At 74.2% G+C, this 17962-nt stretch carries 14 protein-coding genes and 1 pseudogene; 14 read left to right on the plus strand and 1 reads right to left on the minus strand.

Translation table 11 applies throughout. The features are described 5' to 3' along the window. Positions 1-775: 775 nt before the first annotated feature. From D450_RS0120000 to murC, 6 genes are all read left to right on the plus strand, one after another. Positions 776-2212 (plus strand): UDP-N-acetylmuramoyl-tripeptide--D-alanyl-D-alanine ligase, encoded by a 1437-nt coding sequence (locus D450_RS0120000; protein WP_017540435.1) that lies wholly within the window; start codon positions 776-778, stop codon positions 2210-2212. 41 nt (positions 2213-2253) lie between these two features. After that, entirely contained in the window at positions 2254-3267 is a 1014-nt protein-coding gene (gene mraY / locus D450_RS0120005) for a phospho-N-acetylmuramoyl-pentapeptide-transferase (RefSeq protein WP_051060546.1), read from the plus strand. Between the two features lie 3 nt (positions 3268-3270). Further along, positions 3271-4683: a UDP-N-acetylmuramoyl-L-alanine--D-glutamate ligase gene (murD, locus tag D450_RS0120010; protein WP_017540437.1), complete on the plus strand. Its 1413-nt coding sequence runs from the start codon at positions 3271-3273 to the stop codon at positions 4681-4683. Positions 4684-5342: 659 nt separating this feature from the next. Continuing rightward, on the plus strand, positions 5343-6716 hold the full coding sequence (gene ftsW / locus D450_RS0120015; protein WP_017540438.1) for a putative lipid II flippase FtsW: 1374 nt from the start codon (positions 5343-5345) through the stop codon (positions 6714-6716). Then, on the plus strand, positions 6713-7879 hold the full coding sequence (murG, locus tag D450_RS0120020; RefSeq protein ID WP_017540439.1) for an undecaprenyldiphospho-muramoylpentapeptide beta-N-acetylglucosaminyltransferase: 1167 nt from the start codon (positions 6713-6715) through the stop codon (positions 7877-7879). Before ftsW ends, murG begins: the two co-directional genes overlap by 4 nt. After that, positions 7876-9306, plus strand: a complete 1431-nt coding sequence (gene murC, locus D450_RS0120025; protein WP_017540440.1) for a UDP-N-acetylmuramate--L-alanine ligase — start codon at positions 7876-7878, stop codon at positions 9304-9306. The genes murG and murC overlap by 4 nt, the downstream gene beginning before the upstream one ends. 61 nt (positions 9307-9367) lie before the next feature. Here murC and D450_RS34815 read toward each other — a convergent pair whose 3' ends face one another. Next, positions 9368-9565, minus strand: coding sequence for a hypothetical protein (locus D450_RS34815; RefSeq protein ID WP_017540441.1), 198 nt, complete (start codon positions 9563-9565; stop codon positions 9368-9370). Between the two features lie 90 nt (positions 9566-9655). Between D450_RS34815 and D450_RS30690 the strand changes: the two genes are divergently transcribed. From D450_RS30690 to D450_RS0120065, 8 genes and pseudogenes are all read left to right on the plus strand, one after another. Then, positions 9656-10096, plus strand: a complete 441-nt coding sequence (locus D450_RS30690) for a cell division protein FtsQ/DivIB (protein WP_017540442.1) — start codon at positions 9656-9658, stop codon at positions 10094-10096. Between the two features lie 446 nt (positions 10097-10542). After that, positions 10543-12037 (plus strand): annotated as a pseudogene (gene ftsZ, locus D450_RS30695) (cell division protein FtsZ). Between the two features lie 124 nt (positions 12038-12161). Continuing rightward, positions 12162-12884: a peptidoglycan editing factor PgeF gene (gene pgeF / locus D450_RS0120040; RefSeq protein ID WP_017540443.1), complete on the plus strand. Its 723-nt coding sequence runs from the start codon at positions 12162-12164 to the stop codon at positions 12882-12884. A 412-nt stretch (positions 12885-13296) separates the two neighbouring features. Further along, a complete protein-coding gene (locus tag D450_RS0120045; RefSeq protein ID WP_017540444.1) occupies positions 13297-14061 on the plus strand; it encodes a YggS family pyridoxal phosphate-dependent enzyme in 765 nt (254 codons plus the stop codon). A 124-nt stretch (positions 14062-14185) separates the two neighbouring features. Then, positions 14186-14716, plus strand: coding sequence for a cell division protein SepF (locus D450_RS0120050; protein WP_017540445.1), 531 nt, complete (start codon positions 14186-14188; stop codon positions 14714-14716). 39 nt (positions 14717-14755) lie between these two features. Further along, positions 14756-15061, plus strand: a complete 306-nt coding sequence (locus D450_RS0120055) for a YggT family protein (protein WP_017540446.1) — start codon at positions 14756-14758, stop codon at positions 15059-15061. A gap of 156 nt (positions 15062-15217) precedes the next feature. Continuing rightward, positions 15218-16138, plus strand: a complete 921-nt coding sequence (locus D450_RS0120060) for a DivIVA domain-containing protein (protein ID WP_017540447.1) — start codon at positions 15218-15220, stop codon at positions 16136-16138. A 58-nt stretch (positions 16139-16196) separates the two neighbouring features. Then, positions 16197-17894, plus strand: coding sequence for a hypothetical protein (locus tag D450_RS0120065; RefSeq protein WP_026128660.1), 1698 nt, complete (start codon positions 16197-16199; stop codon positions 17892-17894). Positions 17895-17962 lie beyond the last annotated feature (68 nt).

The following is a 17962-nucleotide window of genomic DNA, read 5'->3' on the forward strand; positions in this document are numbered from 1 at the left end:
TCGCGGGGCGGGGAATGGTGCTCGTCGTTGCTGCTCGTCACCCGGAGTTCCGGTGGGCCGGTGGTCGGATCAGGCCCCGTTGGTGTTCCGGTCGTCGCTGCCGCTGTCTTGAGCCGGGGGAACAGGGCAGGGGGAGAGGGCCGTGCGGCGGCGTTCGCCGGACAGTCGGCCGGGTGTGCGGGGGTGAGGGCGCATCCGCGTGGAACTCCATGCGAATTCTCCTGTTCTCCCTTCACCGACTCTTCGGCTCTCCTCGGCATGGTGGCGCCACGAAAGCGGACAAATGGGATGAAAGCGTGTCGTGGTGACGATGCACGGGAATCTGCTTCGGGATCGTTACCGACGGCCGATGCCGGGAACGCGAGGCGGGGGCGCCTCCCGCCGTGAGCGGTCGGCGGGGTGCCTCCGATCGGCTCCGCGCGTGCGGTGACCCTGCGCACGCGGCACCCGATCCCCGCAGGTGGGGGCTGTGGCCCCGGGGTCGTGCGCGCGTTCCGGCCGAACGTCGGCGGGCGCGGTTGCGGAGTGCGCCCGTGGGGCGGGCGATTCGAACGCCGATCCGGTCCCGCAATGCGGCCGTGACGCAACCCCCGATATCCCGGATGCTCTAAGGTGGGTCCGGCAATCGCTGCCCGGCCCCGCGGCGTGCCGCTGCCGCCTCGCGGTCGACCAGCCCCAGCGCGATCCCCGGACCGGCGCCGTGCATGGGCTGTGTCCGCCACCCCGATCGAGGCGCCGCAGGCGCGGAGGACCGGGCCCGACATGAGGAGTGGATTTGATCGCGCTGACGCTCGATCGGATCGCTGAGATCACCCGAACCCGGATACGCGGATCCGCGCGCCCGGACACCGCCGTGACCGGCCCGGTCGTCGTGGACTCTCGGCAGGCCGGTCCAGGCTCGCTGTTCGTGGCGCTCGGCGGGGAGCGCACCGACGGGCACGACTTCGCCGGCGCCGCCCTCGCCGCCGGCGCCGCGGCCGTCCTCGGGTCCCGGCCGGTCGAGGCGCCGCAGCTGCTGGCCGACGGCGGCGACGACGAGGTCGTGGCCGCGCTCGGCAGGCTCGCCCGCGAGGTGGCCGACCGCGTCACCGCGGCCGGGGCCGACATCGTGGGGGTCACCGGCTCGTCCGGCAAGACCACCACCAAGGACCTGCTCGCCCAGGTGCTCGGGGGACTCGGCCCCGTGGTCGCGCCGGCCGGCTCGTTCAACAACGAGATCGGCCACCCGCTGACCGTGCTGCGCGCCGACGCCGACACCCGCTTCGTGGTCATGGAGAAGGCCGCGCGCGGTATCGGGCACATCGCGCACCTGTGCACCATCGCCCCGCCGCGCATCGGCGTCGTGCTCAACGTCGGCAGCGCCCACATGGGCGAGTTCGGCGGGCGCGAGGCCATCGCCCAGGCCAAGGGGGAGCTCGTCGAGGCGCTGCCCTCGGCCGCCGACGGCGGGGTCGCGGTGCTCAACGCCGACGACGACGCCGTGCGCGCCATGGCCGCACGCACCTCGGCCCGGGTGGTGACCTACGGCCGCGGCGAGGACGCCGACGTGCGCGCCCGCGACGTCCGGATGGACGGTGCCGGGCGGGCCGCCTTCACCCTGGAGATGAACGGCGGCAGCGCCCCGGTCCGGCTGGCGGTGGTCGGCGAGCACCAGGTGCACAACGCGCTGGCGGTGGCCGCGGTGGCCGCCGAGTTCGGCATGGACGCCGCGGCGGCCGCCGCCGCGCTGGCCCAGGCCGGCCCGGTGAGCCGCTGGCGGATGGAGGTCGGCGAGCTGGCCGACGGCACCACCGTCGTCAACGACGCCTACAACGCCAACCCCGAGTCCATGGCGGCGGCGCTGCGCACGCTGGGCGCCATCGCCGGGGACCGGCGCCGCTCCTTCGCGGTGCTGGGGGCCATGGCCGAGCTGGGCGGCAAGGCGCGCGAGGCGCACGAGGAGACCGGGCGCCTGGCCGCCTCCCTGGGCGTGGACGGGCTGATCGTGGTCGGTGAGGAGGCCGCCCCCATCGCCGACGGGGCGGCGCGGGTCGCCGGCTGGCAGGGGGAGGCCGTCGCCGTCCCCGACGCCGCCGGCGCGGCCGAGGCGCTGCGCACGCGCCTGCGGCCCAAGGACGTCGTCTTGGTGAAGGGATCGCGCGTGGCCGGGCTGGAGAAGGTCGCCGAGAAGGTGGCCGAGGGGCTTACCGCGTCGGGGAAGGACGCCCAGTGAGCAATATCCTCATCGCAGCGGCGATCTCCCTGGTCATCTCCATGCTGGTGATGCCGCCGCTGATCCGCATCCTGTTCCGGTTCAAGTTCGGGCAGGAGGTCCGCGACGACGGCCCCGAGGGCCACAAGACCAAGCAGGGCACGCCCACCATGGGCGGCATCGTCATCATCCTGGGCGCGGTGCTGGGCTACTTCGGCTCGCACCTGGCGCTGATGACCCGCCCCACGGTCTCCGGCCTGCTGGTGATGTTCCTGTTCGTCGGGATGGGCGCGGTCGGCTTCCTCGACGACTTCATCAAGATCTACAAGCGCCGCAGCCTGGGCCTGCGCAGCGGCGCCAAGATGCTCGGCCAGACCGTGATCGGCGTCGGCTTCGCCTACGGGGTGACGAAGTTCCCCAACGGCTACGGCTACACCCCCGCCTCGCCCCAGCTGTCGTTCCTGCGCGACTTCGGGCCGCCGCTGTGGATCGGCATCTTCGTGATCTGGGCGCTCTTCCTCATCGTGGGCTTCTCCAACGCCGTCAACCTCACCGACGGCCTGGACGGGCTGGCGACCGGCGCCACCATCCTGACGCTGGTCTCCTACGTGATCATCGGCAACTGGCAGCTGCGCCAGAGCTGCAGCGAGGCGCTGCTCTCGCCCAACTGCTACCCGGTGCGCGACCCCCTCGACCTGGCGGTGGTCGCCGCCGCCGGACTGGGCGGCTGTATCGGCTTCCTCTGGTACAACGCCCCGCCCGCCAAGATCTTCATGGGCGATACCGGCTCGCTGGCCCTGGGCGGCCTGGTGGTCGGCCTGGCCATCACCACCCGCACCCAGCTGCTGCTGCTCGTCATCGGCGGCCTGTTCGTGCTCATCACCGCCTCGGTGATGCTGCAGGTCAGCTCGTTCCGCCTGACCGGCAAACGGATATTCCGGATGGCGCCCCTCCAGCACCACTTCGAACTGAAGGGCTGGGCGGAGACGACCATCGTCATCCGCTTCTGGATCATCCAGGGCCTGCTGGTGGGCACCGGCATCGGCCTGTTCTACCTGGAATGGATGCCGAGGTAGCCGATGGCGGACGGATTCGAAGAGGGCCTGCGCGGCAGGCCGGTGTGCGTGGCCGGGCTCGGTGTGTCCGGCCCGCCGGTCGCCCGCGCGCTGCTGGCGTGCGGCGCCCGGGTGACGGTCGTGGACGGCCGGGACGACGCGGCCTCCCGCCGGGCGGCCGAGGAGCTGCGCGCCGAGGGCGCCCGCGTGGTGCTGGGCTCGGACGCCCTGCCCGAGGACGCCTCGCTCGTGGTCACCTCCCCGGGGTGGCGGCCGGACGCACCGCTGCTGACCGCGGCGGCCGGCGCCGGGATCGAGGTCATCGGCGACGTCGAGCTGGCCTGGCGGCTCAAGCCCGCCGACCAGGTCTGGCTGGCGGTCACCGGCACCAACGGCAAGACCACCACGGTGCGGATGCTGGAGGCGATGCTGCGCGCCGACGGCCGCGACGCCCTGGCCGTGGGCAACGTGGGCACCCCCATCATCGAGGCGGTCCGCCCCGGCCCCGACGGGACGTGCCCGCAGGTGCTGGCGGTGGAGCTGTCCAGCTTCCAGCTGCACTGGTCGAGCTCGGTGCGCCCGCAGGCGGCCGCCGTCCTCAACCTGGCCCCCGACCACCTGGACTGGCACGGCGGGTTCGACGCCTACGCCGAGGCCAAGGGCCGGATCTACGCCCGCGGCACGGTGCGGGTGGCCAACACCGCCGACGAGCACTCGGTGCGCCTGGCCTCCGAGGGCGACCCGCACACCCCGCTGGTCGGCTTCGGGCCGGGCACCCCGCGCCCCGGTGAGCTGGGCGTGGTGGAGGACCTGCTCGTGGACCGCGCGTTCGTGGACGACCCGGTGCACACCGCCGAGGAGCTGGCCGCTCTGCAGGACGTGCGCCCGGCGGCGCCGCACCAGGTGGCCAACGCCCTCGCGGCGGCGGCGCTGGCGCGGGCGGCGGGCACCGCCCCCAAGGCGGTCCGGGAGGGGCTGGCGGCGTTCGGCCCCGAGCCGCACCGCATCGCCCCGGTGGCCACCGTGGACGGGGTGCTCTACATCGACGACTCCAAGGCGACCAACGCCCACGCGGCCGGCGCCTCCCTGGCGGCCTACGAGCCGGTGGTGTGGATCGCCGGGGGACTGCTCAAGGGCGCCGAGGTGGACGAGCTGGTGCGCTCGGCCGCGCCGCGCCTGCGGGCGGCGGTGCTGCTCGGCCGCGACCGCGCCGAACTGCGCCGCGCGCTGGACGAGCACGCCCCGGAGGCGGACGTGGTGGAGGTCGCCGAGACCGGCGACGACGCGATGGACCGGGTGGTGGCCGAGGCCCGCGCCCTGGCCCGGGAGGGCGACACCGTGCTCCTGGCCCCCGCCGCGGCGTCGATGGACATGTTCACCGACTACAACGCCCGCGGCGACCGCTTCGCCGAGGCGGTCCGCAGACTCCAGGCCTGATCGGCCCCATGCGTGCCCGGAGCCCCAGGGGCTCCGGGCACGCGTCGTGTACGGGGCCCTGCGCGGGTCCTTCCCGGTGCTCCTCCTGCCCCGGTCGTCCACCGGGTCGGCGAACGACCGGGGCGGCTCCGCCACGCCCGATCCGCGGTGCGCTCCGGAGATACCGGTAGGGCGCCCGCCGGGGCGGCGGAGCCTTCGGCGGCCGTGGCCGCCGTCGGCGGGCGGCCTTCGGCCGTCCGCCGACGGGCGGGGCGCCGGTCGGGGCTGCGAAGGCGGCCCGGGTTCGGCCCGGAGCCGTGACGACGGCGCTGAAGTGGCCGGACGGAAACGACACCGCTCCAATGGACGCCATCGATACCGGGAGCGACCTCAGGGGCGCGGCCGCCGGTCGCGCGGCCACGGTCCCGGCGGGCACGTGCCCCCTCCGGTGCCCCGCGACCGTCCCTCAGGCGCCTTCCCGCGGGGTTCCGGTGCGGTCCCGGCGGACGATCCGGTCCGTCCCGGACCGTCCGTTCGGTCGCCGAGTGCCCCGTTCGCCCGTCCTGCGCGCCTGTGTGGGAGAAAAGAACCCCAACACGCGCGTTATGTCCGACGCTTGCGCCACCGTAGCCACCACACTTGTTCGACGCTGGGAAAGTGTGTCGCGGCGGAGGTGGCGTATGGCGGTGGTGCCCCGTGGGGGAGCGCCCGGGAAGAAGAAGGCGGCCCGGACGCGTCCGCCCGGCGGTCGCCCCGGGAGCGCTCCGCGCGCCTCGTCCGGGGGCGGCGCGGGCGCGGGCGGCAACTGGCTGCGCGAGCTCGGCCGGCGCCCGCTCACCTCCTACTACCTCATCTTCGGTACCAGCGCCATGCTCATCGCCCTGGGCCTGACCATGGTGCTGTCGTCCTCGATGGTCGACTCCTACACCGAGACCGGCTCGCCCTACAGCCTGTTCCAGAAGCAGGTCCTCGCCGCCGCCGTGGGCCTGCCGCTGATGGTGCTCGCCTCGCACATGCCCATGCACGTGTTCCGCGCCCTGGGCTACCCCGCCATGCTGGTCTCGGTCGCGCTGCTGGTGCTCACCGTCTTCAAGGGCGAGGAGTACAACTCCGGCGCGATGCGGTGGGTGGAGATCGGCGGCGTGACCATCCAGGCCTCCGAGCCGGCCAAGCTCGCCTTCGCCCTGTGGGGCGCCAACGTGCTCGCCCGCAAGGAGGAGCTCAAGGAGCTCAAGGAGTGGCGCCAGCTCCTCTTCCCGCTGATGCCCGGGTGCGCCGTGCTCGTGCTGCTGGTGCTGCTCGGCACCGACCTGGGCACCACCATGGTCCTGCTCACGATCTTCCTGGCGCTGCTGTGGGTGGTGGGCGCCCCGGGCAAGCTGTTCGTGGGCATGCTGGGCCTGGTCGGGACCCTGGTGGCGATCATGGTGGCCGTCGAGCCGTTCCGCATGGCCCGCGTGACCTCCTTCCTCAACCCCGAGGCCGACCCCACCGGGTCCGGTTTCCAGCTCATCCACGGCCTGTACGCGCTGGGCACCGGCGGCCTGTTCGGGGTGGGCATCGGCGGGAGCCGGGAGAAGTGGGGCTTCCTGCCCCACCCCGAGAGCGACTTCATCTTCGCGATCATCGGCGAGGAGCTCGGCCTGGTCGGCACCCTGGTCGTCGTCGGACTCTTCGGCGTCCTGGGCTACGCTGGGCTCCGCGTCGCGTCGCGGGTCGACGACCCCTTCGTGCGCCTGGCCGCGACCTCGGTCACCGCCTGGATCGTGCTGCAGGCCATGGTCAACATCGGCACCGTCATCGGCGTGCTGCCGGTGACCGGCATCCCCCTGCCGCTGGTCTCGGCCGGGGGGTCCGCGCTGATCCCGACCATGCTCGGCCTGGGGGCGCTCCTGGCCATGGCCAAGACCGAGCCGGACGCCCGCAGGGCGCTGGCCGCGCGCGGTCCCGGCCGGGTGGAAAGGGCTCTAAGCTGGCTGGGCCTGGGCACCGCGATCGAGCGGCGCGACGGCGACCACGGGCAGGTTCAAGCGAGGAGGAATCGGCGACGATGAGGGTAGCCCTCGCCGGAGGCGGCACGGCCGGGCATATCGAGCCCGCGCTCTCCCTGGCAGACGCGCTGCGGCGGATCGACCCCGACACCCGGGTGATGTGCCTGGGCACCGAGCGGGGGCTGGAGACCCGGCTGGTGCCCATGCGCGGGTACGAACTGGGGCTGATCCCCGCCGTCCCCCTGCCCCGCCGGCTCACCCCCAAGCTGCTCCAGGTGCCCGGCAAGCTCGCCGGCGCCATCAGCGCCGCGGGCGACCGCCTCGACGAGCTGCAGGCCGACGTCCTCGTCGGCTTCGGCGGCTACGTGGCCACCCCCGGCTACCTGGCGGCCCGGCGCCGCCGGATCCCCATCGTCGTCCACGAGGCCAACCCGCTCCCCGGGCTGGCCAACCGGTTGGGGGCGCGGCTCACCCCGCACGTGTACACCGGCCACCCGCACACCGAGATCCGCAACGGCCGCTTCATCGGCATCCCGCTGCGCGAACAGATCTCCACCCTGGACCGCCTGGCCATGGGCGACAAGGCGCGCGCCCACTTCGGCCTGCGCTCCGACCTGCCTACCCTGCTGATCTTCGGCGGCTCCCAGGGCGCCCAGGCCGTCAACGAGGCCGCCTTCCAGGCCCAGCCCGCGCTCACCGCCGCCGGGGTGCAGGTCCTGCACGTGGTCGGCCCCAAGAACGCCGAGGAGCCCCAGGACCGCACCCGGGACGGCGTCCCCTACGTCGTGGTCCCCTACGTGGACCGGATGGACATCGCCTACGCCGCCGCCGACATGGCCATGTGCCGCTCGGGCGCCATGACCTGCGCCGAGCTGACCGCCGTCGGCCTGCCCGGCTGCTTCGTCCCGCTGCCCATCGGCAACGGCGAGCAGCGCCTGAACGCCGAGCCCATCGTCGAGGCCGGCGGCGGCCTGCTCATCAACAACGCCGACCTGACCGCCCGCTGGATCACCGAGGAGCTCATCCCGGTGCTCACCGACACCGACCGGGTCGTGGCCATGTCCGAGGCCGCCTCGGCCATGGGCCGCCGCGACGCCGACGCCGAGCTGGCCCGCGAGGTCCTGGCCGTCGCCCGCGGGGACAACCCGGGCGACGAGGTGCCGGTGCCCGAGGACGACGATGACGAGGACGACACCTTCGTCGACGACGGGAAGGACGCCCGATGAGCCTGGTGCGGCCCACCGAGCCGCTCCCCGTCGAGGAGATGGGCCGGGTCCACTTCGTCGGCATGGGCGGGGTCGGCATGTCCGGCATCGCCCGGGTGCTCCTGCAGCGCGGCGCCGAGGTCTCCGGCAGCGACGCCAAGGACGGCGCCCTGCTGCGCGAGCTGGAGGAGCTGGGCGCCCGCGTGCACGTGGGGCACGACGCCGCCAACGTCGGCGACGCCCAGACCCTGGTCGTCTCCTCGGCCGTGCGCGAGGACAACCCCGAGGTCGCCGAGGCGCGCCGCCGCGGCCTGCGCATCCTGCCGCGCGCCGCCGCCCTGGGCGGCCTGCTGCTGGGGCGCACGGGCGTGGCCGTGGCCGGCACCCACGGCAAGACCACCACCACCTCCATGCTCACCGTGGTGCTGCAGGAGCTGGGGGTCGAGCCCGGCTACATCATCGGCGGCCGCCTGGTCACCACCGGCCTGGGCGCCGACGCCGGGGCCGGGGACGTCGTCGTCGCCGAGGCCGACGAGAGCGACGGCTCCTTCCTGATGCTCTCGCCCGAGATCGCCGTGGTCACCAACGTCGAGGCCGACCACCTGGACAACTACGGCGGACTGGACGAGATCCACGCCGAGTTCGCCGCGTTCGCCGACCGGGTCGGGCGGACCCTGGTCGTCGGGGTGGACGACCCCGGCGCCCGCAAGGTCGCCGAGAGCGCCCGCGCCCGCGGCCTGCGCGTGGTCACCTACGGCCAGGCCCCCGAGTCCGACTTCCGGGTCGGCGGGATCGGCGCCGAGGGCTTCTCCACCCGCTTCACCCTCACCCCGCCCGAGGGCGAGCCCCTGGAGTGCGTGCTGGCCGTGCCCGGGCTGCACAACGTGCTCAACGCCGCCGCGGCGATCGCCGTCGCCGACGAGCTGGGCCACGACCCCGAGGTCGCGGTGGAGCAACTGGCGCACTTCACCGGCGCCGCCCGCCGCTTCGAGCCCAAGGGCGAGGCGGCCGGCACCGCGGTCTACGACAGCTACGCCCACCACCCCACCGAGATCGCGGCGGACCTGCGCGCCGCCCGCGCCGCCCTGGACTCCCGCCCCGCGGGGGAGGGCGCCTCGGCGCGCGTCGTGGCGGTCTTCCAGCCCCATCTGTACAGTCGCACCCGGATCTTCGCGGCGGAGTTCGGCGAGGCGCTGGCCCTGGCCGACGAGGCCGTGGTGATGGAGGTCTACGGGGCCCGGGAGGACCCCGAGCCCGGCGTCACCTCGGCCCTGATCACCGACCGGGTCGGCCACGGGCGGGTGCACCGGCCCGCCACCCGCGACCAGGCGGTGGCGGCGGCGGCCGCGCTGGCCCGCCCCGGGGACATCGTGCTGACCATGGGCGCCGGGGATGTCACCGAGCTCGGCCCGCGGATCGTCGCGGCCCTGGAGGAGCGCGGCGCCTGAGGCGGCGCCCGCGCGGGGCCCGCGTGGGAGGGAAGGTGCTTGCCGTGGCAGGCGGCGCTGCTCAGGCGGGCCGCGCGGGCGGTGCGCCCCGCTCCGACCCGTGGAAGGCCGCCTTCATCGTCCTGCTCATCGTCGCGCTGCTGGCGGTGGTGACCTGGGTGCTGCTGGGGTCGCGGCTGCTGGTGGTGCGCGAGGTGCGGGTGGAAGGCCTGGACCGGATCGACCGCGAATCCGTCGTGGGGGCGCTGGACGTGCCCACCGGCACTCCGCTGGCCCGGGTCGACACCGAGGCCGCGGCCAGCCGGGCCGCGAAGCTGCGGCTGGGCGGGCGGGGCGGGGGGGGNTCGAGGTGGACCGGTCCTGGCCGGCCGCGCTCACCGTGCGGGTGCACGAACGCGAGCCGCGCCTGGCGGTGCGGGCCGGGGACGGGTTCCGCCTCGTCGACCACGACGGGGTCCGGATCGCCGACGCCGACTCCCGCCCCGACGCCTACCCGCTGGCGCGGGTCCGGGGCGAGGTCGAGGGCAACCCCGCGGTGGCGGCGGCGGCCTCGGTCGCCGACGCGCTGGACGGGGCGCTGCCCGCCTCCACGGCCCGGGTCGCCGCCATCGACGCGCGCGACGCCGACTCCATCACCGTGGAGCTGGAGGGCGGCGCGACGGTGGAGTGGGGCGACGCCGAGGACGGCGGGCGCAAGGCGCGGATCCTGGAGGTGCTGGCGGGCGAGCACCCGCCCGACTCCGAGCGCGTCTACGACGTCAGCTCCGTCGACATGGCCGTCGTGGGCTGAGGTCCGGGCGGTGCGGGGCCCGCGCGGCCCCGGGCGCGGTGCGGAGCGGCAGGCGGCGGCCCAGGGGCGGCGCGGAGCCCGGGACATTCCAGACGCGACGCGCCGGGACGGCGCATCGCTTCCGGAGCCGACACGCCGTTAGGCTGAACACCTGGTTGGTTGCCCGTCGGCAGGCCGCGGCCTACTGTCGGGAGGCAGACCATGGTTGACATAAGTATGGACTCGAACCGATAGGGGCGAAAGTCCCGTGGGCCCCGGGGAACCCGGGGCCGGGGCCCAGCCCCTGGGCGGTCCGGCCGGCGGCGGTCGGCCCGGGGCGCCGCAAGTAAGACTGTAGAACCGGACAGCCGGTCGGCCCGACCCGCGGTCGGGGAGCGCGGCCCAGGCCGCGGTCGCCGACGACACTCGGTAGCGACCGGCCGATGCGAGCGGAAAGGCCCCTCGTCGTGGCAGCACCGCAGAACTACCTCGCGGTCATCAAGGTCGTCGGTATCGGCGGCGGCGGCGTCAACGCCGTCAACCGGATGATCGAAGAGGGACTCAAGGGCGTCGAGTTCATCGCCATCAACACCGACGCTCAGGCGCTGCTCATGAGCGATGCCGACGTCAAATTGGACGTCGGGCGCGAGCTGACCCGGGGCCTGGGCGCCGGGGCCGACCCGGACGTCGGCCGCAAGGCGGCCGAGGACCACCGAGAGGAGATCGAAGAGGTCCTCAAGGGCGCCGACATGGTGTTCGTCACCGCCGGAGAGGGCGGCGGCACCGGCACCGGCGGTGCGCCCGTGGTCGCCAACATCGCCCGGTCGCTGGGGGCGCTCACCATCGGCGTGGTCACCCGCCCCTTCGGGTTCGAGGGCAAGCGCCGCGCCACCCAGGCCGAGTCCGGCATAGCGATGCTCCGCGACGAGGTCGATACCCTCATCGTCATCCCCAACGACCGGCTGCTGTCCATCTCCGACCGCCAGGTCAGCGTGCTGGACGCGTTCAAGGCCGCCGACCAGGTGCTGCTCTCCGGTGTGCAGGGCATCACCGACCTGATCACCACCCCGGGCCTGATCAACCTGGACTTCGCCGACGTCAAGTCCGTCATGCAGGGGGCGGGGTCGGCCCTGATGGGCATCGGCTCGGCACGCGGGGACGACCGGGCGGTGGCCGCCGCGGAGATGGCGATATCCTCGCCGCTGCTGGAGGCCAGCATCGACGGGGCGCACGGCGTCCTGCTGAGCATCCAGGGCGGCTCGGACCTCGGCCTGTTCGAGATCAACGAGGCGGCCCAGCTGGTCGCCAACTCCGCCGCCCCCGAGGCCAACATCATCTTCGGCGCGGTCATCGACGACGCCCTGGGCGACGAGGTGCGGGTCACCGTCATCGCCGCCGGGTTCGACGAGCCCCGCTCGGAGTCCCCGGCGCCGCCCCGCGCCACGGCCGCGGCGCCTGCGCCCGAGGTCGAGCGGCGCCCCGAGCCGGCGCCGCGCCCCGAGCCCGCGCCCCGGCCCGAGCCCGCCGCGCGGCCGGAACCGGCCGCCGCCCAGNCCCCGGCCCGAGCCCGCCGCGCGGCCGGAACCGGCCGCCGCCGAGCCCGCCCCGCGCCCGGAGCCGGCCCCGCGCCCCGAGCCCGAGCAGGCGGCCCGCCCGGCCGCTCCGGAGCAGGTCCGCCCCGAGCCGGAGCCCGAGCCCGCGCCCGCCGAGCCCGAGCCCGAGCCGGCCCCGCGCGCCGAGCCCGCCGCGCGGCCGGAACCGGCCCCCGCGCAGGAGGAGCCCGAGCCGGAGCCCGAGCCCGAGGAGGAGGCCCGTCCCCGCGGGATCCACGCGGTCGGCGAGAACGGGGCGCGGCGCACCGGCGCCGACGGCTTCTCCCGTCCGGGCGAGGTGCCCACCCCGCGTCGCCGGGTCATCTTCGACGACCCCGACGACCTGGACGTGCCCGACTTCCTGAAGTGAGGCGCACGTGAGCCGCGCGGCCCGCAGGCCCGCGCCACCCGTCGGAGCAGGCGTACCGGCGGCGGGATCCCCGCCGCCGGTACGCTTTTTCGCGTCCCGACCGCACCCGTCCCCAGGGAGGGCCATGAGCGCCGCATTCGAGTTGGCACCGGGCGTGCTCGCCGGGTTCACCGGCCGCTACGACGCAGGGGTGAGCGCCCCGCCGTTCGACACCTTCAACCTCGGCAAGAGCGTGCCGGACGAGGCGGCGGCCGTCGAGGAGAACCGGCGCGCCGCCGCCGCCCTCTACGGCTTCGACCACACCCGGGTGGTGTGGATGGAGCAGGTGCACAGCGCCGACGTGGCGGTGGCCGCCGAACCGGGCGGGGCCGGCCGGGTGGACGCGGTCGTCACCGCCCGCGACGACCTGGTGCTGGCGGCGCTGTCCGCGGACTGCCTGCCGATCGTCGCGGCCGACCCCGGGGCCGGGGTGATCGGCGCGGCCCACTCCGGGCGGGTGGGCACCATCAAGCGGGTCGCCCCCGCGCTGGTGGAGGAGATGGTGCGCCAGGGGGCCGACCTCGAGCGGATCAGGGTGGTGCTGGGACCCTCCATCTGCGGGCGGTGCTACGAGGTGCCCGCGCACATGCGCGACGAACTGGCCGCGCACACCCCCGAGGGCGCGTCGGAGACCCGGGAGGGCACGCCGGCCGTGGACATGCGCGCCGCGGTCGAGGCGCAGCTGCGCGCGGCCGGAGTCGGCCACGTCAGTGCGGACGGGCGGTGCACGTATGAGACCGCGGACCTGTTCTCCCACCGGAGGCAGGCCCCGACCGGGCGGCTGGCCTCCTACGTATGGCGGATCTGAGGGGCGGCGCAGGGGACCTAGGGCACGGCCCCTAGGACACCGCCCCTAGGACACGGGCCGAGGAGACGGACCTGAGAGGCCGCCCCGGGTCGGACCCGGGGTCGTCCCGGGAGGACGGGGCGGCGGGGTCCCGGACGACGGATCCCTAGAGGGTCCGGAGGGTACGGACGCGCGGCCGAGCCCGGGCGGCGGAGCCGGCGCGGGGCGTTTCGAGGCGCGGAGCCCGCGTTAGGCGGGGCACGCGGGGCGGTCCGGGCTGCGGCACCGGATGAGCCGGCGGAACCGGGGATCCCGGGGCGGCTCCGTACGGAGCGCTCCGGACCGCGGCGGCGTCGGAGGAAGAGGACGGCCGCCCGGCGCCGCCCCCGGCGGGCGGCGGGGACGCGGCAGTGACGAACGAGCGGAAAGAGCGATGGCAGCGGAACACGGCGGACATGCGGAGCGGGCGGAGACCGGGGAGGCGGCCCTGCGTCGGCGGCGCATCGCCGCCAACCTGGAAGCGGTGCGCGAGCGGGCCGCCACGGCCTGCGAAAAGGCGGGGCGTCCGGCCTCCGATGTGAGCATCATCGCTGTGACCAAGACCTATCCCGCCTCCGACGTGCGCATCCTTGCCGACCTGGGGGTGGGCGACGTGGGCGAGAACCGCGACCAGGAGGCCTCCGCCAAGGCGGCCGAACTCGGTGATCTGCCCCTCACCTGGCATTTCGTCGGGCAGCTGCAGACCAACAAGGCGCGGTCGGTGGCGCGCTACGCCGACGTGGTGCACTCGGTCGACCGGGGGCGGCTGGTGAGCGCGCTCGGCGGCCGCGCCCGTCTGGAGGGGCGGCGGCTGACCTGCCTGGTCCAGGTGAACCTCGATCCCGACTCCCAGGCCGGGGTGATCGGCCCGCGCGGCGGGGCGGACCCGCGCGACGCCCCGGCGGTCGCCGACCTCATCGCCGCGGAGGAGGGGCTGGAGATCGGCGGCGTGATGGCGGTCGCCCCGCGGGAGGGCGACCCGGGGGCCGCGTTCGCCCGTCTGCGCGCGGTCGCGGCGGGGATCCGGGATCGCTACCCTCAGGCCAAGGTGATATCCGCGGGCATGAGCGGGGACATGGAGGCCGCCATCGAGCACGGCGCGACACACCTGCGCGTGGGTACGGCGTTGCTCGGTGATCGGGGTCCGAACGTGGGGTAATGTCCCCACATGGACCTTGGCGCCCATCTGTCGAGTTCGCCCGCAGCGCGGGGACCGGCGGGCACGGGCGAACTCAGAGAAGTCTTCTGCGGTGCCGCACCACAGGGACGACGGAGGACATGAGATGGCCGGCGCGATGCGCAAGATGGCGGTCTACCTCGGCCTCGTGGAGGACGACCGCTACGATCACCGCTATGCGGACGAATACGATGACTTCGACGACTTCGAAGAGGCCGTCGAGGACAGGCGGGAGCGGGAGACCGACCCGCATGGCGGCGATCTGCGCTCCGACGCCGTGAGTGAGGGAGAGGACCGCACCCCGCTGGCGGGCGGGGCGTCCGAGCGCCGCGTCTCCGCGGCGACGGCGATGGCCGACCTCGCCCGGATCACCACGCTCCATCCGCGCACCTACAACGAAGCGCGTACTATCGGAGAGCATTTCCGGGAGGGCACCCCGGTGATCATGAACCTCACCGAGATGGTCGACAGCGACGCCAAGCGTCTGGTCGACTTCGCGGCGGGGCTCATCTTCGGGCTGCACGGCAGCATCGAGCGCGTGACCAACAAGGTGTTCCTCCTGTCCCCGGCTAATGTTGAGGTGACGGCTGAAGACAAGGCACGGATCGCCGAGCGAGGCTTCTTCAACCAGAGCTAGACCACCACGGCTGTACACAGATTGGGTCGAGGAACGACCGTGAGCATCGTCCTGTACGTACTCCTCATCCTGCTGAACCTCTTCATGCTGGTGCTGATAGGGCGGCTGGTGTTCGAACTCGTGCAGTCGTTCGCCCGGTCGTGGCGCCCCTCGGGCTTCTCGCTGGTGCTCGCGGAGAGCGTCTACACGATCACCGACCCGCCGCTGAAGTTCCTCCGGCGGTTCATCAAGCCCATCAGGTTGGGGAGTGTGGCGCTGGACCTGAGCTTCACCGTCCTCTTCCTCTTCGTGGTGATCCTCATCCAGATCGTGCGGTACGCCATGTTCACGACCGCGACCGTGTAACCGGTGCTTCCCTGCGGTGCCTTCCGGAAAGGCATACATGTCGGACGGGTAAGCTCCGGTTCCGATATGTGGTCTTGGTCATGATCCGGATTGCCGTAAGGTCACGATCAGGTAGCGTCCCTACGGACGGAGTCCAAGCGCGCCAAGGAGACGAACATGCCGCTGACACCCGCGGATGTGCGGAACAAGCAGTTCAGTACGACCCGGCTACGGCCGGGCTACGATGAAGAAGAGGTCGACGCCTTCCTCGATGAGGTCGAGTCCGAGCTCGACCGTCTGATCCAGGAGAACGAGGAGCTTCGGGGCAAGCTGGCCGAGTGCCTGCGGGGCAAGGTGCCCAACGCCGGCATGCAGGACTTCCAGCAGCAGCCCCAGGAGCAGATGCAGCCGGAGCCGCAGCAGCAGCCGGCGCAGCAGCAGCCCGAGCCGGCGCCGGCCCCGGCGCCCGCACCCGCGCCCCAGGCGGTGGAGCAGCAGCTTCCCGCGATGGCCGCCCAGATGGGCCTGCCGGGCTCCGAGGAGAACATGGACACCGCCGCGCGTGTCCTGGCCCTCGCCCAGCAGACCGCCGACCAGGCCATCTCCGACGCCCGCCGCGAGGCCGACGAGACCCTGGGCCGCGCCCGGCACGAGGCCGACGACATTCTCGGCAAGGCCCGCCGGCAGGCGGAGCAGATCGTCAACGAGGCCCGCGCCCGCTCCGAGAACCTGGACCGCGACGCCCAGGAGCGGCACCGCCAGGTGATGGGCTCGCTGGTGCAGCAGCGCGAGGAGCTGGAGCACAAGGTCGCCGAGCTGAAGGACTTCGAGCGCGAGTACCGCAGCCGCCTGAAGGACTACTTCGAGCGCCAGCTGCGCGAGCTCAACGAGGGTGGCCAGGAGCCCAGCGGCGCACCGGCCAACCCCAACACCACCGGCGGCTTCCAGACCATGTCGGCGCCCACCGGTGCGGGGCCGGCCCTGCAGCACGGCGGCCCGGCGGCTCCGGCCGGCGGCAACCCGTTCGCCCAGCAGCAGCCCGAGCCCGCGCCGCACGGCGGGTTCCACCCGGGCGAGGCGCCGCACGAGCGCCGCTGACCGCCCGGGAGGGCACGCCACCCTCGAAGGAACCCACCAGTAAAGGCTCTCTCGACCAGTGTTGATCCTCGGCAGCCTCGTCGTCCTGGCGGCGGCCCTGCTCCTCATCGCGATCGCCGTGGTGCTCGCCCAGGCGAGCCTGGTGTACATCGCGCTCGCCCTCGGCGGCGTCGGCGCGGTACTGCTCATCGCGGAGGCGGTGCGGAGCCGCGAGCAGCTCGGAATCCGCGATGCGGGCACGGGGATATCGACGGCGGTGCGACGTGCCCGCGAGCAGGCGGGCGCACGGACGGACGGATTGGGGAAGGCGTCCGTCCCCGCCGCAGTCGCCCGGGTTCGGCCCTCAGGGGCCGCCGGCCCGGCCCCGCCCCCCGGGGCGGCCGGTCAGGGCCCGGCAACGCCGCAGGCCGGTACGGACCGGCCCGGCGCACCGGTCGGAGGGGTACGGCAGGAGGGTTTCGCCGGGGCAGCGTCCCCGTCCGCACCGCAGGCGCGGACGGCCGCGCCCGGTGCGGGCGCGGCGGGCGGACCGGGCACAGGCCCGGCCGTCCCCGGCCCCCGATCGACCGAGGCCCCTGATCCCGGCCCGTCGACGCAGGCCGAGCCCTCTGAGCCTTCCTCACCCACCACCCCCCGACCCCCCGAGACCTCTCCCGGCGGCGGCGACGGCGATGCCCCGTCCGCCGAGGAGCCCGCCCGGACCGGCGCCCACCCGCTCCCGCCCGAGGACGCGGCCACGGAGGCCGGACCGGACGACGACACGGGCACGGACGCGGAGACGACGACCTCCGCTGTGTCCGAACCGGAGCCCGAGATGGAGCCGGCGGCGGACACGTCGGCCGACCCGGCAGCCGACTCGGTGGACGCCCCCGTGGCCGAAGGGCCGTCCGAGAAGGCCGAGCGCTCCGGGCTCTCCGAGCGTTCGGAGCATGCCGAGCCCACGGGGCCTGCGGAGTCCGCCGAGCCCGCTGGGGCTGCCGAGCCCGCTGAACGCATGAGTGCCGCGGAGGCGGAAGGCGCACACTCCCCGGGAGAAGTCCCGGAGTCCGCTGCCACCGCCGAGCCCGACACCGATCCCCACACCGCCGGGCCCGAGTCCCGAACCGGCCCCGACACGGAATCCGATACCGGGTCGCCTGCGACGCCGGAGTCGCCCGAGACGGAGGCCGAAGCCCCGTCGAGCGAGCCGACCGCTGACCGGGATGAGACGCCCCGGCCCACCGCCGCCACGGGCGAGCCCAACGGCGAGAGCACCGAGGCAGCGGCAAGCGGCGCGGAGCCGCCGGTGGCCGAAGGGGCGGGACGCGCGGAGACCACCGAGACCACCGAGGCTGCGGAGGCTGCGGAGGTCGCCGACGACGAAGCGCCGACCACCGGTCGCCCCCATGACGTGGCCCCGGCCGACGGCGCCGCCCACGAAGACGGCGCAGAGAGCGGAGCCGTGAGCGCCGAGCTCCCGGACCCCGAGCCGCTGCCTGACCTCGACGAAGAGCCGCAGTCAGGGGCGGTGGCGGAGCCCGGAACGAGTACGCACGCCGACCGGTCGGCGAAGGCGGAAAAAGACGGCACCGCTGCTCCGGACACCCCCGAGGCCGGGGGAGCGGTCACCGACTCGGACGAAGCCGGGACGGCCGCAGGGGACGAAGAGCCGGAGGAGACCGGCGACATCCCGGCGGAGGGCAGGGCCGAAGACCCGGACGAGCCGTCCTTCTCAGAGTTCGTCGAGGGCCTGAAGCGCAAGAAGACGAACGAATAGCCCACCGCTTCCCTCGACTTGCTTCGGTGGGAATCTGCCGCCGTACCGCCATCGGCTCCGGGGGCCGA

Source organism: Nocardiopsis halophila DSM 44494, from assembly GCF_000341245.1.
Classification (GTDB): Bacteria; Actinomycetota; Actinomycetes; order Streptosporangiales; family Streptosporangiaceae; genus Nocardiopsis_A; species Nocardiopsis_A halophila.